Source organism: Protofrankia sp. Cr2, from assembly GCF_963555885.1.
Lineage (GTDB): Bacteria > Actinomycetota > Actinomycetes > Frankiales > Frankiaceae > Protofrankia.
Genome location: NZ_CAUVXG010000042.1, coordinates 12,970 through 30,281, shown reverse-complemented (window position 1 = coordinate 30,281; position 17,312 = coordinate 12,970). Strand labels below are relative to the sequence as shown.

Annotated in this window: 17 protein-coding genes, 1 tRNA gene and 1 pseudogene; 10 read left to right on the top strand and 9 right to left on the bottom strand. The window is 69.2% G+C overall.

Annotation, left to right across the window (positions count from 1 at the left end):
• Positions 1-234 precede the first annotated feature (234 nt).
• The 3 genes from U9978_RS17545 to U9978_RS17535 are packed head-to-tail and all read right to left on the bottom strand — an operon-like array spanning position 235 to position 5,067.
• On the bottom strand, positions 235-1,386 hold the full coding sequence (locus U9978_RS17545; protein WP_322762224.1) for an acyl-CoA dehydrogenase family protein: 1,152 nt from the start codon (positions 1,384-1,386) through the stop codon (positions 235-237).
• Positions 1,379-3,436 carry an acetyl/propionyl/methylcrotonyl-CoA carboxylase subunit alpha gene (locus U9978_RS17540; protein ID WP_416211016.1) on the bottom strand — a complete coding sequence of 686 codons (2,058 nt, stop codon included), beginning with the start codon at positions 3,434-3,436 and terminating at the stop codon, positions 1,379-1,381. The genes U9978_RS17545 and U9978_RS17540 overlap by 8 nt, the downstream gene beginning before the upstream one ends.
• Positions 3,437-3,453: 17 nt before the next feature.
• A complete protein-coding gene (locus U9978_RS17535; RefSeq protein WP_322762222.1) occupies positions 3,454-5,067 on the bottom strand; it encodes a carboxyl transferase domain-containing protein in 1,614 nt (537 codons plus the stop codon).
• Between the two features lie 294 nt (positions 5,068-5,361).
• On the opposite strand from U9978_RS17535, the gene U9978_RS17530 reads away from it, so the two are divergent.
• The gene (locus U9978_RS17530) at positions 5,362-5,958 is read left to right on the top strand and encodes a TetR/AcrR family transcriptional regulator (RefSeq protein ID WP_322762221.1); all 597 of its coding nucleotides are present in this window, start codon (positions 5,362-5,364) and stop codon (positions 5,956-5,958) included.
• Between the two features lie 345 nt (positions 5,959-6,303).
• Here U9978_RS17530 and U9978_RS17525 read toward each other — a convergent pair whose 3' ends face one another.
• From U9978_RS17525 to U9978_RS17510, 4 genes and pseudogenes are all read right to left on the bottom strand, one after another.
• Complete coding sequence (locus tag U9978_RS17525; protein WP_322762220.1) at positions 6,304-6,579, bottom strand: type II toxin-antitoxin system RelE/ParE family toxin; 276 nt, start codon at positions 6,577-6,579, stop codon at positions 6,304-6,306.
• Positions 6,576-6,860: a type II toxin-antitoxin system Phd/YefM family antitoxin gene (locus tag U9978_RS17520; RefSeq protein ID WP_322762219.1), complete on the bottom strand. Its 285-nt coding sequence runs from the start codon at positions 6,858-6,860 to the stop codon at positions 6,576-6,578. Before U9978_RS17520 ends, U9978_RS17525 begins: the two co-directional genes overlap by 4 nt.
• 209 nt (positions 6,861-7,069) lie before the next feature.
• A pseudogene (locus U9978_RS17515) lies at positions 7,070-7,195 on the bottom strand (4-hydroxy-2-oxovalerate aldolase); the annotation flags it as partial.
• A gap of 47 nt (positions 7,196-7,242) precedes the next feature.
• A complete protein-coding gene (locus tag U9978_RS17510) occupies positions 7,243-8,385 on the bottom strand; it encodes an acyl-CoA dehydrogenase family protein (RefSeq protein WP_322762218.1) in 1,143 nt (380 codons plus the stop codon).
• 194 nt (positions 8,386-8,579) lie between these two features.
• Here U9978_RS17510 and U9978_RS17505 point away from each other — a divergent pair, with 194 nt between their 5' ends.
• Positions 8,580-8,864, top strand: a complete 285-nt coding sequence (locus U9978_RS17505; protein WP_322762217.1) for a type II toxin-antitoxin system Phd/YefM family antitoxin — start codon at positions 8,580-8,582, stop codon at positions 8,862-8,864.
• Entirely contained in the window at positions 8,861-9,133 is a 273-nt protein-coding gene (locus U9978_RS17500) for a type II toxin-antitoxin system RelE/ParE family toxin (RefSeq protein WP_322762216.1), read from the top strand. The genes U9978_RS17505 and U9978_RS17500 overlap by 4 nt, the downstream gene beginning before the upstream one ends.
• A gap of 174 nt (positions 9,134-9,307) precedes the next feature.
• Here U9978_RS17500 and U9978_RS17495 read toward each other — a convergent pair whose 3' ends face one another.
• Positions 9,308-9,451 (bottom strand): hypothetical protein, encoded by a 144-nt coding sequence (locus U9978_RS17495; RefSeq protein ID WP_322762215.1) that lies wholly within the window; start codon positions 9,449-9,451, stop codon positions 9,308-9,310.
• A gap of 48 nt (positions 9,452-9,499) precedes the next feature.
• Positions 9,500-9,572, bottom strand: a tRNA-Leu gene (locus tag U9978_RS17490).
• 176 nt (positions 9,573-9,748) lie between these two features.
• Here U9978_RS17490 and U9978_RS17485 point away from each other — a divergent pair.
• The 7 genes from U9978_RS17485 (at position 9,749) to U9978_RS17455 (ending at position 17,226) form a co-directional block, all read left to right on the top strand.
• The gene (locus tag U9978_RS17485; protein WP_322762214.1) at positions 9,749-10,363 is read left to right on the top strand and encodes an ANTAR domain-containing response regulator; all 615 of its coding nucleotides are present in this window, start codon (positions 9,749-9,751) and stop codon (positions 10,361-10,363) included.
• A 65-nt stretch (positions 10,364-10,428) separates the two neighbouring features.
• The gene (locus tag U9978_RS17480; RefSeq protein WP_322762213.1) at positions 10,429-11,769 is read left to right on the top strand and encodes a branched-chain amino acid ABC transporter substrate-binding protein; all 1,341 of its coding nucleotides are present in this window, start codon (positions 10,429-10,431) and stop codon (positions 11,767-11,769) included.
• Between the two features lie 329 nt (positions 11,770-12,098).
• A complete protein-coding gene (locus U9978_RS17475; RefSeq protein ID WP_322762212.1) occupies positions 12,099-13,262 on the top strand; it encodes a branched-chain amino acid ABC transporter substrate-binding protein in 1,164 nt (387 codons plus the stop codon).
• A gap of 85 nt (positions 13,263-13,347) precedes the next feature.
• Positions 13,348-14,280: a branched-chain amino acid ABC transporter permease gene (locus tag U9978_RS17470; protein WP_322762211.1), complete on the top strand. Its 933-nt coding sequence runs from the start codon at positions 13,348-13,350 to the stop codon at positions 14,278-14,280.
• A complete protein-coding gene (locus tag U9978_RS17465; RefSeq protein WP_322762210.1) occupies positions 14,277-15,668 on the top strand; it encodes a branched-chain amino acid ABC transporter permease in 1,392 nt (463 codons plus the stop codon). Before U9978_RS17470 ends, U9978_RS17465 begins: the two co-directional genes overlap by 4 nt.
• Positions 15,665-16,516, top strand: coding sequence for an ABC transporter ATP-binding protein (locus U9978_RS17460; RefSeq protein ID WP_322762209.1), 852 nt, complete (start codon positions 15,665-15,667; stop codon positions 16,514-16,516). Before U9978_RS17465 ends, U9978_RS17460 begins: the two co-directional genes overlap by 4 nt.
• Positions 16,516-17,226: an ABC transporter ATP-binding protein gene (locus U9978_RS17455; protein WP_322762208.1), complete on the top strand. Its 711-nt coding sequence runs from the start codon at positions 16,516-16,518 to the stop codon at positions 17,224-17,226. Before U9978_RS17460 ends, U9978_RS17455 begins: the two co-directional genes overlap by 1 nt.
• Positions 17,227-17,312: the final 86 nt, after the last annotated feature.

The following is a 17,312-nucleotide window of genomic DNA, read 5'->3' as shown; positions in this document are numbered from 1 at the left end:
CTTAGAGCGCTTAGTTTATGTTTTTATGGTGAGGCTGAACACTCGTGTCCGCGGATCCCGCCCGTCGAGAACACCGCCCCTATTGCCGGGCACTCTTATGTGGATCGCAGCCCTCTGCTTGTCACCGGCGGAACCACGGGGGAGCGATGGCTGGAATGGCGCGTTCCACCAAGCACAGGGGCGATCGGCCAGCGGAGCTGTGTTCAGCTGGGCGTTTTGGCGTCCTGGGCACTCCTACAGGCCGAGGTGGCGGGCGATGAGCATCTTCTGGACCTCGCTGGTGCCTTCCCCGATCTCCAGGATCTTGCTGTCCCGCCAGTGCCGGGCGACGGGGTACTCGTTCATGAAGCCGTAGCCGCCGTGGATCTGGGTTGCTTCGCGGGCGTTGGTCACGGCGGCCTCGCTGCTGACGAGCTTCGCGATCGCAGCCTCCTTCTTGAACGGGCGGCCGGTGGCCATCCGGGCGGCCGCGTCGTAGTAGGCGGTGCGGGCGACGTGGGTACGCGCCTCCATTTCGGCGATCTTGAAGGAGATCGCCTGGTTGGCGCCGATCGGCCGGCCGAAGGCGTGGCGGGTCCGGGCGTAGGCCACCGATTCCTCGACGCAGGCCTGGGCGAGTCCGACGGCCAGTGCCGCGATGGCGATGCGGCCTTCGTCGAGGATGGACAGGAAGTTCGCGTAGCCGCGGCCCCGTTCGCCGAGCAGGTTGGCCTCGGGTACCCGCACGTCGACGAGCGTGAGCGGGTGGGTGTCGCTGGCGTGCCAGCCGACCTTGGAGTACGCCGGTTCCGCGGTGAAGCCGGGGGTCGGGACCGGCACCACAATGGTGCTGATCTCCTTTTTCCCGGCCGCGGTGGTGCCGGTGACGGCGGTGACGGTGACGAGCCGGGTGATGTCGGTACCGGAGTTGGTGATGAACGCCTTGGCGCCGTTGATCACCCAGGTGTCGTCGTCGAGGCGTGCGGTTGTGCGGGTGCCGCCGGCGTCGCTGCCGGCCTCGGGTTCGGTCAGCCCGAACGCGCCGAGGGCCTGTCCCGAGCACAGCATGGGCAGCCATTGCTGTTTCTGTGCCTGCGTGCCGAACCGGTAGATCGGCATCGCGCCGAGTGAGCAGCCGGCCTCCAGCGTGATCGCTACTGACGAGTCGACCCGGGCGAGTTCCTCGATGGCCAGGCAGAGGGTGAAGAAGTCGCCGCCCATCCCGCCGTAGGACTCGGGGAAGGGCAGCCCGAACAGGCCCATCGTGGCCATGGCGGCGACGACCTCGTAGGGGAAGGTCTTGTTCTCGTCGTGGTGGGCGGCGACCGGGGCGACGACCTCGCGGGCGAACTCGGCGACGGTGCGGCGCAGGGATTCCTGCTCGTCGGTGAGGCGGGTGTCAGGCATCGGGTGTCTCCTGCGGGTCCTGCGGGTCCTGCGGGTCCTGCGGGTCTCCAGGGTCGGGGACGAGGTTGTCGGCCGCTACGACGGCGAGGACCTGGTCGAGGGTGACCTGTTCGCCGGTGTGTGCGAACAGGTCTGTGACGTGGCCGTCCCGTGGGGCGGCGAGGGTGTGTTCCATCTTCATCGCCTCGACGATGATCAGTGGCTGGCCGGCGGTGACCTGTTCTCCGGTGGTGACGTGCACGGCGATGACGGTGCCGGGCATCGGGCTGCGGACCTCGGCGGCGCCGGTCGATCCCGCTTCTGTGTGGGCGGCGGGGTCGGCCTCGACGATCCGCCAGGCGGCTCCGTCGGCGCCGAGCCAGCGGGTTTGCCCGTCGCGGGCGTACCACCAGCGCCGGCTCCGTCCGTCGACGGTGATCAGCAGTTCGCTGCAGTCGTCGGCGAGGGTGCGTACCGCGGCGGGCTCGCCGCTGACGGTGGCGGCTGTCGGGGTGCCGGTCACGGTGACCTCGGCGGTGCCGCCGCCGGGCAGCGCCGGCCGCCAGACCAGGGGAGCCGGGGTGCCGCCGACCCGCCAGCCGCTCGGGACGTCCCAGGGGTCGATCACCGGGCCGGACGGCTGCGCCTCGGCGAGCCGCGCCAACCCGTAGGCCGCGAGCGCGCCGGCCGGGAGCGCGCCGGGCGGAAGGTCGGCGTCGCGCAGGCCGTCGAGTGCGCGTTCGACCAGACCGGTGTCGAGGCGTCCGGCGGCCACGTCGGGGTGGGCGAGCAGCGCCCGGAGGAAAGCGATGTTGGTCGTGACGCCGAGGACGGCGGTGTGGGCGAGGGCGGCGTGCAGCCGGGTGCGCGCGGTCGCCCGGTCCGGCCCCCAGGCGATCACCTTGGCGAGCATCGGGTCGTAGTCGGTTCCCACCCGTTGTCCGTGGGTGAGGCCGGAGTCGACGCGCACGCCGTCGCCGTCGGGTTCGCGCATCAGCAGGACGGTGCCGCCGGTCGGGAGGAAGCCGCGGGCCGGGTCCTCGGCGTAGATCCGCGCTTCGATCGCGTGCCCGGCTAGGGCGATGTTCTCCTGGGAGGTGGTCAGCGGCCGGCCCGCGGCTATCTGGATCTGTTCGGCGACCAGGTCGATCCCGGTGATCATCTCGGTGACCGGATGTTCGACCTGCAGCCGGGTGTTCATCTCCATGAAGAAGAAGTGCTGCGGGTCGTCGGCGCTGACGATGAACTCCACGGTGCCCGCGCCGGTGTAGCCCACGGCGCGGGCGACCTCGACCGCGGCCGCGCCGATGCGGTCCCGGGTCGCCGTGTCGAGCAGCACCGACGGCGCCTCCTCGATGATCTTCTGGTGGCGGCGTTGCAGGCTGCACTCGCGTTCGCCGAGGTGGACGACGGTGCCGTGGGTGTCGGCGAGGATCTGCACCTCGATGTGCCGGGGCCGGTGGACGAACCGTTCGAGGAACAGGGTGTCGTCGCCGAAGGACGCGGCCGCCTGTCGGCGGGCGGCGGCGAGTTCGCTGCGTAACGCGGCCGGTTCGGTGACCAGGCGCATCCCTTTCCCGCCCCCACCGGCGGACGGTTTGATCAGCACGGGGTAGCCGACCTCGGCCGCGGCGGCGACCAGGTCGGTGTCGGTCATCCCCGGTTCGGTGCGGCCGGGTACCACCGGGACACCGGCGGCGGCGACGGTCTGCTTGGCGCGGATCTTGTCGCCCATCACCGCGACGGCGTGCGCGGACGGTCCGATGAAGACCAGGCCCGCCTGCGCGCAGGCGCGCACGAACGCGACGTTCTCGGACAGGAAGCCGTACCCGGGATGGACCGCTCGGGCGCCGGTGAGCCGGGCCGCGTCGAGCAGCGCCGGGATCGACAGGTAGGACAGTCGGGCGGGCGCCGGGCCGATGTGGACCGCCTCGTCGGCCTCGCGCACGTGCCGGGCGTCGGTGTCGGCGTCGCTGTAGACGGCGACCGCGCGGATGCCCAGTGCCCGCAGGGTACGGATCACGCGGACCGCGATCTCGCCGCGGTTGGCGACCAGCACGGTGTCGAACAGGGTGGTTGGCATCGTGCTCACATCCGGAAGACGCCGTAGCGGACAGGTTCCAGCGGCGCGTTCGCCGCCACCGACAGGGCCAGCCCCAGCACGGTGCGGGTGTCGAGGGGGTCGATCACGCCGTCGTCCCACAGCCGGGCGGTCGAGTAGAAAGGGTCACCCTGACGCTCGTACTGAGCGCGGATCGACGCGGTGAACGCCTCCTCGTCCGCGGTCTCCCCGTGCGCACCCCGGGTCTGCTGCTGCTCGCGTCGCACGGTCGCCAGCACCGAGGCGGCCTGCTCGCCGCCCATCACCGAGATCCGCGCGTTCGGCCACATCCACAGGAACCGTGGTGAGTAGGCCCGGCCGCACATCGAGTAGTTACCGGCGCCGAACGACCCGCCGATCACAACGGTGAACTTCGGGACCCGCGCGCAGGCGACCGCGGTGACCATTTTGGCGCCGTGCTTGGCGATCCCGCCGGCCTCGAACTCCCGGCCGACCATGAAGCCGGTGATGTTCTGCAGGAACAGCAGCGGGATTTTGCGCTGGTCGCACAGCTCGATGAAGTGCGCGCCCTTGAGGGCGGACTCGCTGAACAGCACGCCGTTGTTCGCCACGATGCCCACCGGGTGGCCGTGCAGCCGGGCGGTGCCGGTGACCAGCGTCGGGCCGTACTCGCGTTTGAATTCGGCGAACCGGCTCCCGTCGACGATACGGGCGATGACCTCGCGGACGTCGTAGGGGATGCGGCTGTCGGTGGGGACGACCGCGTACAGCTGTGCCGGGTCGGCGGCCGGCTCGTCGGTAGGGGCGACATCCCAGGGCCGGGGGGTGCGCGGCGCGAGGCTGGCCACGATCGCCCGTACCCGGCGCAGCGCGTCGGCGTCGTCGTCGGCCAGATGGTCGGTGACCCCGGAGGTTTTGCTGTGCAACAACCCGCCGCCGAGGTCCTCCGCCGAGACGATCTCCCCGGTCGCGGCCCGCACCAGTGGCGGACCACCCAGGAAGATCGTCCCCTGGTCCCGGACGATGACGGCCTCGTCGCTCATCGCCGGGACGTAGGCGCCACCGGCCGTGCACGAGCCGAGGACCGCGGCGATCTGCGCGATACCGGCCGCCGACATCGTCGCCTGGTTGTAGAAGATCCTCCCGAAGTGCTCGCGGTCGGGGAACACCTCGTCCTGCAGCGGGAGGAACGCCCCCCCGGAGTCGACGAGGTAGACACACGGCAACCGGTTGTGCAGTGCCACCTCCTGCGCCCGCAGGTGCTTTTTGACGGTGACGGGGTAGTAGGTGCCGCCCTTGACCGTCGCGTCGTTCGCCACCACCACGCACTCACGCCCGGACACCCGTCCGACACCGGTGATGATCCCCGCGCCCGGTGCCTCGTCGCCGTACATGCCGTAGGCGGCCAGCGGCGAGAGTTCCAGGAACGGGCTGCCGCGGTCGAGCAGGGTGTCGATCCGGTCCCGGGGCAGCAGTTTGCCCCGGCTCACATGGCGGTGGCGGGCCTGCTGCGACCCGCCCCGCGCGGTCGTTGCCAGCGCGGACCGTAGCTGGGCGACGAGCGCCTGGTGCGCCGCCGTGCTGCGGACGGCCTGTTCGCTCGCGGTGTCGACGCGGGCCGCCAGCCGGAGGCCGGTCATGAGGTCCTCCCGAGACAGATGACGATTCATGATCTACGTCAAGAATGTTAAGGATCACTAACAACGGCTGTCACGCTAGCACGGGCATATCCGCCGCGGAAGGTGTCCGTTTCGGGGTCATGGCATACTGTGAGGGGATGTCGTGCGGTCGCTACCTCGCCCCACTTTTGCCTCACCGTCGCCTCGCAGTCGCTCCACCGTTGCCCAGAGCGTTGAAAGTTAGGATCTCCTCACATCGGCAGGGACGAATCGTCCGAAGATCGCGATTTTTCGCGTGGGCAGCGAGGACCACGGGTGTCTGCGGCAACCGCTCGCCCCGGGTCGGCTCGGCCCTCCTCCCGCCGGGAGGACATCCTGCGGGAGGCTGCGCGGCTGTTCGCCACCCACGGATTCCACGGGGTGAGCATCGAACAGCTCGGCGCCGCCGTCGGCATCAGCGGTCCGGGTATCTACCGGCACTTCCCCAGCAAGAGCGCCATCCTCGCGGCGATGCTCGTCGGCATCAGCGAACGGCTCCACGCCGACGGCGCGGCGGCGGTGCGCACGAGCCGGACCCCGCACGACGCACTCGAACGTCTGATCACACTGCATATCGCGTTCGCCCTCGACGAGCCGTACCTCATCACCGTCCAGGATCGCGACCTCGCCAACCTCCCACGGCCCGACGACCACCGCGTCCGCCGGCTCCAGCGCGCCTACGTCGAGATATGGGCGTCCGTCCTGCGTCAGATCGACTGCCGCCTCGGCGTCGCGGAGAGCCGCGCGCGGGCGCATGCGTTGTTCGGACTGCTGAACTCCACGCCACACAGCGCCACAGAAGTGGATCGCGAGACGATGGCGGCCATCCTGCGGGAAATGAGTCTGCGGGCAGCCCGTGGCGACGATCGCTGACCGACCTTCGGGCATGAGGGCGCCGGCGAGCCCTCGCTCACACCCCGGCCAGCCTTGCGATCAACGCACGATCACACCCACTGACCTGTCACAAGCGCCTGACAGATGCCGGTGAGACCTGGCGGGTTCAAACGGTCATAGCGACGCTCCAATAGGATGATCTCGATAGCGTCGACAGGCTGGATGGTGGAGGGGAGTTTCCCGCTCGCCGTGCCGGGTGGGCGGGGTCTGATGGCCGGCGCGACGGTGGTAAAGCCACTGCGTTCGAGAACTCCCAGGCGGAGACGACCGTCCGTGCTGTCTCGTAGCTGGCCGATCTGCGGGTTCGCGGCGCTCCGGCTGGCTCTACCCGTGGGGTCGGTAGACGTCCGCGCGGTGTTCGATCGCGACGACGTCGACCCGCTGGTTGTCGGTGTCTATGTGGTAAATGACGCGGTAGTCGCCTCGTCGCGCGTTGTGGAGTCCGGCAAGTTGGAGCTGGAGTGGTTTGCCGACGCGGTGGGGGCTGGCCGCGAGGGAACCGTAGAGGAACTCGACGACGGCGGTGGCGCCTTTCTCGGGCAGTCGGCGAAGGGCGCGTCGAGCGGGCGCGGTGAAGGCGATCTCGTAGGCGTCGGTCACCGGCCGGTGGCGAGGCGCAGTGCTTCGTCCTTGGTCAGAACGGTCGCCCCCACCTCGTCGAGGTCATCGAGGGCTTCCCGGACGTCTGCCATGAGCTGGGTGCTGCCCATGACGGCAAGGGTCTTCTCAAGGGACTCCAGGTCGTCGACGCTGATGACGATCGCCGCTGGTCTGCCGTGCCGTGTGATCACGACGCGGCCGTGCTCGCGTTCGACGCTGTCCACAACCTCCGAAAGGCGGTTTTTCACGTCCGCCAGAGGCATCTGCTCAACGATCGACATAGCCATAACTATAGCCAGGACTGGCCGTTCCGGCGGGGGCACCGCCGGCCAGCCGGACTTACCGGCAAGACTGGGATCGCTACATTCCCGTCGGTGCGACGAGTGGAAGGATGACGTCAGGAGACGCCGGTTTTCGGGTGGAAAATGTATGTCAACCATCCGCTCGTGCTGGGCCGGCTACCTGCCCGGTTTGCATCAGTGACCGGTGGCTACCAACCGAGGACGGCGGCCAGGTCCAGGGCGACGTCGACGATCATGTCCTCCTGTCCGCCGACCATGGCCCGGCGGCCGGCCCCGACCAGGATCGACCGAGCGTCGATCCCGCTCGCGTGCGCACAAGCATGCTGGAACGGGCCGTCCTGATCTTGGCGGCGTCGGCCGGTCAGACGCCGAGGGACTTCCCGATGATCTCCTTCATGATCTCGGTCGTGCCGCCGTAAATGGTCGTGATCCGGACGTCGCGGTATGCGCTGGCGACGGGGTACTCCAGGATGTAGCCGTAGCCGCCGTGCAGTTGAACGCAGGCGTCGACCACCCTCTTGTGCAACTCGGTGACCCACCACTTGGCCTTCGCCGCCCGTTCCGCGGTCAGCTCGCCGCGCGCGGACTGGGCCAGGCAGGCGTCGATGAACGTTTCGGCGATGTCGAGTTCGGTGTCCATCTCGGCGAGCAGGAAGCGGTTGTGCTGGAACGTGCCGATGGGCTGGCCGAAGGCGGTGCGTTGCTTGGCGTACTCGAGCGTCGCGTCGAAGACGGTGCGAGCACCCGTGACGCCGGCGACCGCGATCGACAGCCGCTCGTCGGGCAGGTTGTGCATGAGGTGGTAGAACCCGCGTCCCACCTCGCCCAGCACGTTCGCCGCCGGGACGCGCACCTCGTCGAAGAACAGCTCGGCGGTGTCCTGTGCCCGCTGGCCGATCTTGTCGAGTTTGCGGCCGCGGGTGAACCCGGGCATGTCACGCTCGACCACCAGGAGGCTGAAGCCCTTGTGGCCGGCGGCGGGGTCGGTACGGGCCACGACGATCACGAGGTCGGCGTTGATGCCGCTGGAGATGAACGTCTTGGTGCCCGAGACGATCCAGTCGTCGCCGTCGCGCACGGCGCTCGTGCGGATGCCGGCGAGGTCGCTGCCGGCGCCCGGCTCGCTCATCGCGATGGCGCCGATCAGTTCTCCGGACGCGAAGCCCGGCAGCCAGCGCTTCTTCTGCTCCGGGGTGGCAAGCCGGATGAAGTAGGGCGCGACGATGTCGTTGTGCAGGCTCAGCGCCGGGGGGCCGGACGTGGCCCGGGCGAGCTCCCCGGTGACGACCGCGTTGTACCGGAAGTCGTCCACGCCACCGCCGCCGAACTCTTCCGGGACGTTGAAGCCGATCACGCCGTGCTTGCCGGCCGCCAGGTACAGCGACCGGTCGACGATACCGGCTTCCTCCCACCGTTGCTGGTGAGGGACGATCTCGCGGGCCACGAACTGCCGGACCAGATCACGGAACTGCTCGTGTTCGGAATCGAAGACTGCCGAACCCATACCGCCTCCTCGACCCACCGCGAATCGCGGAACCCCGCGATTCAGAGTACGCAAACCCGACCGATCCCGAGCAGCTGTCGCGTCTCGGCGCGGCAGCTTGGTGCGCCGGGTGGTGGTGTCTGATGGCGGGGTCATCACTTTTCGTGATGGCGATGTACTGCTGACCGCATGACCGCTGGACTATAATTCTGACCATGGAGACGCTGCCGCTGGCCGAGGTCAAGGCTCGGTTGTCCGAACTGGTGACCAGGGTCCAGCAGCAACATGACCAGGTCACCGTTACCCGCAATGGCCGTCCCGCAGCGGTCGTGGTCTCGGTGGAGGAGTGGGAGAGCCTGCACGAGACGCTGGCGATCCTGGCCGACACCGAGACGGTGGCGGCCATCCGGGATGCGCGCGAAGAGGTTGCGCGAGGCGAGGTCTACACCACTGAAGAGGTGCTGGCGGCATTCCGGCGGCGGGGCCAGCAGACCGCGTGAGTGAGCTGTACGAGCTGCGGTGGTCCCGGTCGGCGCGGCGGGCCGTGGCGGAGGAACTACCGGAGTCCGTAGCGGCGGCCGTGTTGGAGCTTGCGCTCGGTCCGCTCCGCGGAGATCCTCGCCGGGTAGGTAAGCCTCTGCACGAGCCCTTCGCGGGGATGTGGTCTGCGCGTCGCGCAACGTATCGAATAATTTACAGTATTGACGACGACAAGCATCTTGTCACGATCGAGGTTGTGAAGCACCGCCGGGATTCCTACCGCGCGTAGTTTCTCATCGCCGCGGTGTACACCGACCGCAACGCCGGGCGATCGCCGCCCAGTCCTACCGGGCGGCGTAACGGATGATCGGAAAGTCGCGGGCGGCGCGGTGGCGGCCACCACTCCTGATCTTGACCTGTTGGGGCGGGTGCCGTTGGGCCGGTTGGACGTTGCCGATCTACCTCAGGCCACGGCACAGCGGTTGCTCGACGCGCTCCGCTTGAAGATCCGGTATGCCAAGGTGGCGAAGCGGGCGACTGCGCAGATCACGTTGGACGTCGAGACCGCGGACGCCTTCAGCTCCACGATCATCCGTGCTGATATCACCGACGATGATCGTCTATGCGGCGGTAGTGCGTCTTCTCTTCCTTCTTGTGCCCCCGGTGGGATTCGAACCCACACTGTCGGTGGTTTGAGCACCGTCTCTCTGCCGTTGGAGTACAGGGGCCGCCCGGTTGGAGAGCGGGGCTCTCGGGTACTGCAAGCCGCTACCGGACCGCTCGATGTGCAGGTAGGGCTTCCTCTACGACTCTAGCCGGGTAAGGTGCGGATCGACCGCCCACCCCGGTGTTACCGCGGGTCAACGCTGTCATCCTAGCCCTGCGAAACCAGGAGTCCGACTCGATGAGCGAGCCATCCTCGACCCCCCGCCGGGTGCTGATCGCCGAGGACGAGGCGCTGATCCGTCTCGATCTCCGTGAGATGTTGCAGGAGGAGGGCTACGAGGTGGTCGGTGAGGCCGGGGACGGCGAGATGGCCGTCAGCCTCGCGTCCAAACTCCGCCCCGACCTGGTCATCCTCGATGTCAAGATGCCCCGGATGGACGGGATCGAGGCCGGTGCGCACATCGCCAAGGAGCGCATCGCACCGGTGGTGATCCTGACCGCGTTCAGCCAGCGGGAGCTCGTGGAGCGGGCACGTGAGGCCGGGGCGATGGCGTACGTCGTCAAGCCGTTCCAGAAGAAGGACCTGCTGCCGACGATCGAGATGGCGATGAGCCGCTTCACCGAGATCGTCAGCCTGGAAGCCGAGGTCGAGGACCTGCAGGGTCGCCTCGAGGCCAGAAAGCTCATCGAGCGGGCCAAGGGGGTCCTGCAGACCGAACACGGTATGACCGAGCCCGATGCCTTCCGCTGGATACAGCGCACCTCGATGAACCAGCGGCGGACGATGCGCGCGGTGGCCGAAGGCATCCTGTCCGGCGAGGCGCTACCCGGTGAGGCGCCGTCCGGAACGTGATCGGCTCGTCGCTCCCGACCCGGGTGCGGCGGTGGGCTCGGCCCAGTCCCAGTCCCAGCCGGGCCGTGGTTGCCGTCCTGGTCGCCCTGGTCGTCGCCGTCGGGGCCGTCGGGGTGACGCTCACGGTGACGGGCGGTACCACGGCGCCCATCGGCGGCCCACCGCGACCACAGCCGCAGACCGCGACGATCGGGCTGATGGCACCGGTGTCCGGCGATCTCGCATCGGTGGGCGGTGCCGTCCGCAACGCAGTGCGGCTTGCGGTGGACGAGGCGAACGCGGATGGGGCGATCCCTGGTTGGAAGATCCGCGTGAGCGTCCAGGATGATCTGTCCCGGCCGGACGGAGGCGCTCGGGCAGCCGGTGCGCTGGCCGCCGACGACACGGTGATCGGCGTTGTCGGGCCGTTGAGCTCAACGGTCGCCATGGTCGCCCTGCCCACACTGAGCGCCGCCGGGATCGCGGTGGTCTCACCGTCCAACAGCAGCCCCGATCTGACCGATCTTCCCGAACCGACGGATCGTGCCACGGCCACCTCGCGGGGCCGGCCGTATCCCGAGTACTTCCGGCTGAGCGGCACCGACGTCCTGGCGGCCCGGACCAGCGCCGAGTACGCAGTGGTGACCATGGGCCGCCGTCGGATCGCGGTGATCGACGGTGGGCCCGACTTCGGTACCTCCCTCGCCGAGCGCTTCGCCGCCGAGGCCAGCCGACTGGGCGCCACCATCACCGGCATACACACCGTCCACGGCAGTTCGGACGACAGCTCCGAGGTGAGCGCGGTAGTCAGCTGGCTACAAGCCGACGCCCCGGATCTTCTCTATGTGGCGACGGGATTTGCCTTCGCCGCGCACCTGCGCAACGAGCTGGCCGATCAGGGTCTGGCCGTCGCGGTCCTCGGGTCCGACGGGTTGTTCGACCCCCGCTATCCCGAGCGGACGCGGGGTGCCGCCGAGGGGGACGTGGTCACCGACCTCGGCGCACCGGTGTCCGAACTGCCGCAGGCCGGCTCGTTCGCCGCGGCCTACCTGCACCGGTGGGGCGGGCGCAACGGCAATCGGGACGCCGGTACCACCCGTGATGACGCCTCGGTCGCGACCGACGGGCCGAACCGTGTCACCTCTCCGTCGACGTCACCAGACACCAGCGGGATTCCGCCCGTCGCCGCCTACGCCTACGACGCCGCCACCGCGTTGCTGCGGGCGGCCCGGCGCGTGCTGCCCGGCCGTACCCGGGTGGACGGAGCCACCAGGGCCGCGATCGTCGCTGCGCTGGGGCAGGGCCGTTTCGCCGGGGCCACCGGCGAGGTCGGCTTTGACGCGTGGGGCGACGCCGTGGCGCCACTGGTGACCGTCTACGCCGTGCGTAACAGGACCTTCGTCCCGGTGGCGGTGCGCCGGCGTTAGCCGGCGTCCAGCTCGGCGTCCGGCCGCGCCGCCATACGGCCGTCAGCCGTCACCTCTTCGCATCCGTGCACAAAATGTAGCGACACGGGCACAATAAGCTTCCAGTTGCTGGTTGTAGCGACTAGGTTGCCGACAGTTTGGCGAACGAGCCGGACAGGGCAGGCACGACAGGTGGGGACGGCGACTGCGTGACGCGGACGCGGCGTGTGGCTGCCGTGTGCATGACCCGGTCGGTCGGCCTTCCTGATGGGGGAAGCGGACACCGTCCGCGCCATGCCCGGCGGGGATCTGCCCGGACCGCCCTACCGGAACGGGTGAAGGGACACGGCATGGCGAGGCGAACAAAGACGGCGGGAGCCGTCGCGCTTCTTGCGATCGCGCTGACCGTCGGCGCCTGCGGGGGAGGGTCCTCCGCAAGCGGCAGCCCGCAGTACATCATCGGGTTCCAGGGGCCGCTGTCGGGCGACAGCCAGCAGCTTGGCATCAACGCGATCGACGGTGTGCGCACGGCGGTCGATCGCGCCAACATCAGCGGCCAGCTTCCGTTCACCATCCGTCTGGTCCAGGCCGACGATCAGGGCACCCCGGAGCAGGGTCCCACCGCCGCCCAGAAGCTGATCGACAACCCGGACGTCATCGCCGTGGTCGGGCCGATGTTCTCGGGCGCCACCAAGGCCAGCGAGCCGCTCTACAGCCAGGCCAGACTGTTGTCCGTGAGCCCGTCCGCGACAAACCCGAAGCTCACCTCCCTGGGTTTCGGAACGTTTTTCCGGGTGATCGCCCCCGACACCGTGCAGGGCGCCGCCGCCGCTGATTACGTCGCCAAGGTTCTCAAGGCCAAGAAGGTGTTCTCCCTCGACGATAAGAGCGAGTACGGTACGGGGCTGTCGACGGTGTTCGAAAAAGAACTGGCGGCGCAGGGCGTGAATGTCGTCCATGACGGTATCAATCCAACGAAGGACTACACGTCCCAGGCGACGAAGATAATTTCCGAGCAGCCGGACGTGATGTTCTACTCCGGCTATTATCCGGAATTCTCCCTGTTGACCAAGGCGCTGCGGGCCAAGGGATTCGCCGGCGCCATCATGAGCGGCGACGGATCGAATGACGACCAGTTCGTCACGCAGGCCGGGGCTGCCAGCGCCGAGGGCGCGTATCTGACCTGCCCGTGTGGCGACGCCAACAGCGACCCGAAGGCCGCCGGCTTCGTCGCAGACTTCAAGCGGGTCAACAACGGCAGCCGGCCGGGCACTTACTCGGGCGAAGGCTACGACGCGACGAACGCGATCATCGGGGTCCTGCGCAAGCTCGGGCCGGGCGCCAGCCGGGAGGCCGTCGCCCAGGTCTTCGCGTCCGTCGACTTCGAGGGCGTCACCAAGCGGGTCGTGTTCCAACCCGACGGTGAGATCGTCGGTTCGACCGTCTACGTCTACCAGGTCCGTGGCGGCAAGCGGGAGGTACTCGGAACCACCGCGGAACTGATCAAAGCCTGACCCCGTGGCGGTGCGCAACGGCCGGCGTGGCGGCCCGGCCGCGGTGCGGCAGACGGACCATCGGCGATTCGGGGGGAGCATCTGGATGGGTTTCGCGCGCGAGTTCGGGCAGCTGACGGTCGATGGAGCGACCATCGGTTCCCTCTACGCGGTCATCGCTCTTGGCTACACCCTCGTCTACGGGGTGCTCACGCTGATCAACTTCGCCCACAGCGAGGTCTTCATGCTCGGCGCGTTCGGCGGGCTGTTCGCAGCCCGGGCGCTGCTGCCCGCGGGCGGGGCGACGCCGTCGGGGCTCACATCGGTCGCACTGGTGGCGGTCGGGCTCGGTGTCGGCGCGGCATCCGGTGGCCTTGCCGCGTTCGCGTTGGAGCGCGGTGCCTACCGGCCGCTGCGCCGCCGTGGCGCGCCTCGGCTGGCCTACCTCATCGGTGCCATCGGAGCGTCCCTGTTCGCCGCCAACCTGGCCGGTAAGGAGTTCGGCCGCCAGAGTGTGCCCGTCCCCGACCTGTTCACCAACGGGACCGCCGGGCGGGTCCTCGGTGTCCAGATCTCCACCCAGGCCCTGGTCATCGTCGGGGTGGCGGTGGTGATGCTCGTCGTCGTCGACCGGGTGGTCGCCGTCACCCGGCTGGGCCAGGCGATCCGGGCGACCGCCCAGGACGCCGACACCGCGAGTCTGATGGGGGTCGACGTCGAGCGGGTGATCGTTGCCACGTTCGTGCTCGGGGGTCTGCTCGCGGGTGCCGGCGGCTTCCTCTACGCGATGACGTTCAACGCCTCCTACACGATGGGGTTCGTCCCGGGCATCAAGGCGTTCACCGCAGCCGTGCTCGGTGGCATCGGGAACGTCCGCGGCGCGGTGCTGGGCGGTGTGCTCCTCGGCCTGGTCGAAAGCTATGGCGGTTATGTGTTCCAGGCGTCCTATAAGGATGTGATCGCCTTCCTCGTGCTGGTGGGAGTGCTCCTGGTCCGACCCTCGGGCCTCCTGGGCGAGCGTCGGGGTCGGGCGGCATGAGCACCGGCGGTGCAGCCCTCACCTGGCTGCGGCGGCTCGCGCTGTACCTGGGTGGTGCGGTGCTGCTCGCGGTTGTCACCGGTCCGTCCGGTGCGGCCGATCATCCTTTCGCCGGTATCCGCGGATCGTTGGTCGCCCCGCGCTTCGCGCTGTTCGCGGCGCTTGCCACCGGCGCCTGGGCAGCTGTCATGTGCGCCGGGCAGGTGCGGGCCCGCGCCGGTGGGCGGCCGCTCAGATCGGTCCGGGCCGCCTGCTGCGGCTTGGCGGTCAGGTCGGGCGGCGCACTCGCAGGCCCTGCGGCAGGCGCCTGGGGACGGGCCGCGGCGACCGTGGGAATGCTGGGCATCGCCCTGATCGTGCCGCTGGGCCTGTCCACGGCGGCCGCGCAGTCCCTCGTCACCGATATCGGGATCTACGCGCTGCTCGCGTTGGGCCTCAACGTCGTAGTCGGTTATGCCGGCCTGCTCGATCTCGGCTACATCGCGTTCTTCGCGATCGGCGCCTATACAACCGCCTACTTCACCTCCCGCACAGCGATGCCGTGGCACGCACCGGTCATTCTCAACCCGTTCGTCGTGATCCCGATCGCGGTGGCCGTGGCGATGGTCGCCGGGGCGGCTCTCGGCGGGCCCACGCTGCGCCTGCGCGGGGATTACCTGGCCATCGTGACGTTGGGGTTCGGTGAGATCGTCCAGTTGCTCGCAAACAATGTCGACGGTGTCACGGGCGGCTCGCGCGGGGTGTTCGGCGTGCCACCTTTGTCCCTTGATGTCGGAGCACTTCACTATGCCTGGGGCCTGGCGCCACTGCCGTACTACTACCTTCTCCTCGCGGTGGTGATCGTGGTGATGGTGGTGTTCGGTCGGCTGGAACGGTCGCACGTCGGCCGGGCATGGGCCGCGATCCGGGAGGACGAGTTCGCGGCCGCGATCTCGGGTGTCGCGACGGTACGGATGAAGCTGCTCGCGTTCTCGATCGGCGCGTCCGTGTCGGGTTTTGCCGGGGTGCTCTTCGCGACCAAGCAGTTCTTCAACCCGCAGACGTTCAGCCTGCAGGCGTCGATCCTGGTTCTCACCATTGTGATCTTCGGCGGGATGGGCTCCCGGTTCGGCGTGGTGCTCGGCGCGGTGGTCCTGCAAGGGCTGGCGTTCTTCCTGCGTGACGTCGTGCCCCCGGCCGACCGGTACATCTACTTCGGGGTCGTCGTGGTCATCATGATGACCTTCCGGCCACAGGGCCTGCTCCCGCCACGGCGCGGTGAGCGGGTCGGCGTCGCGGTCACCGACGACGCCGGTGTCCCGGGTGCCGGCGGGATCGATGGGATCGGCGGGATCAGGGATGTCGGTGATGTCGGCGGCGCGCTCCCCGCCGGTGGGCCGGCCGGATGAACGCCGTGCCGAGCACGGACCCGGCGGCCGATCGCGCGCCCGGTCGCAGCGACACCGGCCTGGTCCTCGATGTGCGCGGCCTCGTACTGCGCTTCGGCGGAGTCACGAGCCTGGACGGTGTGTCGCTACGCCATGAACGGGGTCAGATCCTCGCGGTGATCGGTCCCAACGGCGCGGGCAAGACGTCGCTGTTCAACTGCCTGACGGGCGTCGTCCGCCCGCAGGCCGGCAGCGTCACGCTGTGGGGCCGCGACGGTCATCCCAGGCGCCTGCTCGACCGCCGGCCGCACGTGATCAGCCGGTTCGGGGTAGCCCGGACGTTTCAGCACATCCGGCTGTTCGGCGGGTTGAGCGCGCTCGCCAACGTCCAGGTCGGAGTGCAGGGGCGGGACCGTCCGGCCATGCTTCAGGTGATGCTCGCCACCCCCGCCGCCCGGCGCTACGAGGCACGTGGCGTGCGCCGCGCCATGGAACTGCTGGCCTTCGTCGGTCTTGCGCACCGTGCGCATATCCCGGCCGCCGCGCTCGCCTACGGGGAGCAGCGCCGCCTCGAAATCGCGCGGGCACTGGGCGCCGACCCGTGCCTGCTCCTGGTGGACGAACCCGCGGCGGGCGCGAACACGGCCGAGAAGAAGGAGCTGGCCGGGTTGCTGCGTCGGGTCGCCGCGGACGGGACCTCCGTACTGCTGATCGAACACGACATGGGCCTGGTGATGAGCGTGGCCGCGGCCGTGGTCGTGCTCAACTTCGGCCAGGTCATCGCCAGCGGTCCGCCGGCCGACGTCCAGCGGGACCCGGCGGTGCGCGAGGCATACCTGGGACCGGCCGATACTCGTGGCGGCGACTGATGACCCTTGAGCTCATCGATGTGGAGGTCCGCTACGGCTCGGTGACCGCGCTGCGTGGAGTGAGCCTGCGGGTCGGATCCGGCGAGGTGGTGGCCCTGCTGGGGGCGAACGGCGCGGGCAAGACCACGACGCTGGCAACGGTGTCGGGGCTGGTGTGCCCGGCGTCGGGGGAGGTACGGCTCGACGGGGAGCCGCTCTCGGGTCTGGCGGCACACGAGATCGTCGCGCGGGGGATCAGTCACGTGCCGGAAGGCCGCAGGGTGTTTCCGGTCATGTCCGTCCACGAGAACCTGCTGATGGGTGCCTACCGGGATCGCCGTCGGGTGCGTGGCGACATCGACCGGGTCTTCGCGATGTTTCCACGCCTTGCCGAGCGCCGCGGGCAGGCGGCGGGAACCCTCTCCGGCGGCGAGCAGCAGATGCTCGCCATCGGCCGGGCGCTCATGGCACGGCCCCGGGTGCTGCTGTTGGACGAGCCTTCGATGGGGCTCGCGCCGCTGGTCGTAGCCATGATTTTCTCGGTCATCACAGAGATCAACAGTACCGGCGTGTCGATGCTCCTGGTGGAGCAGAACGCCCACCAGGCGCTGGCGGTCGCCGATCGCGGCTACGTGTTGGAGACAGGCCGGATGGTGCTGGACGGCCCGGCGCACCTGTTGCGCGCGGACGACCGTGTTCGGCGGGCCTACCTGGGTGAGGACGTCGCCTGACCGACGGTATCGCGCGGCGCCGGGGATCGAACCGCGCATCCGCTGAAGTTGCGGCTGCAGCTGAATAAGTGAGACCCGGGACGGTC

What these genes read in the sequence shown, in the direction of transcription:
- U9978_RS17465 (WP_322762210.1), top strand. Translation starts at nt 14,277, where the DNA reads ATGAGCACCGGCGGTGCAGCCCTCACCTGGCTGCGGCGGCTCGCGCTG.
- U9978_RS17475 (WP_322762212.1), top strand. Translation starts at nt 12,099, where the DNA reads ATGGCGAGGCGAACAAAGACGGCGGGAGCCGTCGCGCTTCTTGCGATC.
- U9978_RS17520 (WP_322762219.1), bottom strand. Translation starts at nt 6,860, where the DNA reads ATGTCGATCGTTGAGCAGATGCCTCTGGCGGACGTGAAAAACCGCCTT.
- U9978_RS17510 (WP_322762218.1), bottom strand. Translation starts at nt 8,385, where the DNA reads ATGGGTTCGGCAGTCTTCGATTCCGAACACGAGCAGTTCCGTGATCTG.
- U9978_RS17455 (WP_322762208.1), top strand. Translation starts at nt 16,516, where the DNA reads ATGACCCTTGAGCTCATCGATGTGGAGGTCCGCTACGGCTCGGTGACC.
- U9978_RS17460 (WP_322762209.1), top strand. Translation starts at nt 15,665, where the DNA reads ATGAACGCCGTGCCGAGCACGGACCCGGCGGCCGATCGCGCGCCCGGT.
- U9978_RS17535 (WP_322762222.1), bottom strand. Translation starts at nt 5,067, where the DNA reads ATGACCGGCCTCCGGCTGGCGGCCCGCGTCGACACCGCGAGCGAACAG.
- U9978_RS17545 (WP_322762224.1), bottom strand. Translation starts at nt 1,386, where the DNA reads ATGCCTGACACCCGCCTCACCGACGAGCAGGAATCCCTGCGCCGCACC.
- U9978_RS17505 (WP_322762217.1), top strand. Translation starts at nt 8,580, where the DNA reads ATGGAGACGCTGCCGCTGGCCGAGGTCAAGGCTCGGTTGTCCGAACTG.
- U9978_RS17485 (WP_322762214.1), top strand. Translation starts at nt 9,749, where the DNA reads ATGAGCGAGCCATCCTCGACCCCCCGCCGGGTGCTGATCGCCGAGGAC.
- U9978_RS17470 (WP_322762211.1), top strand. Translation starts at nt 13,348, where the DNA reads ATGGGTTTCGCGCGCGAGTTCGGGCAGCTGACGGTCGATGGAGCGACC.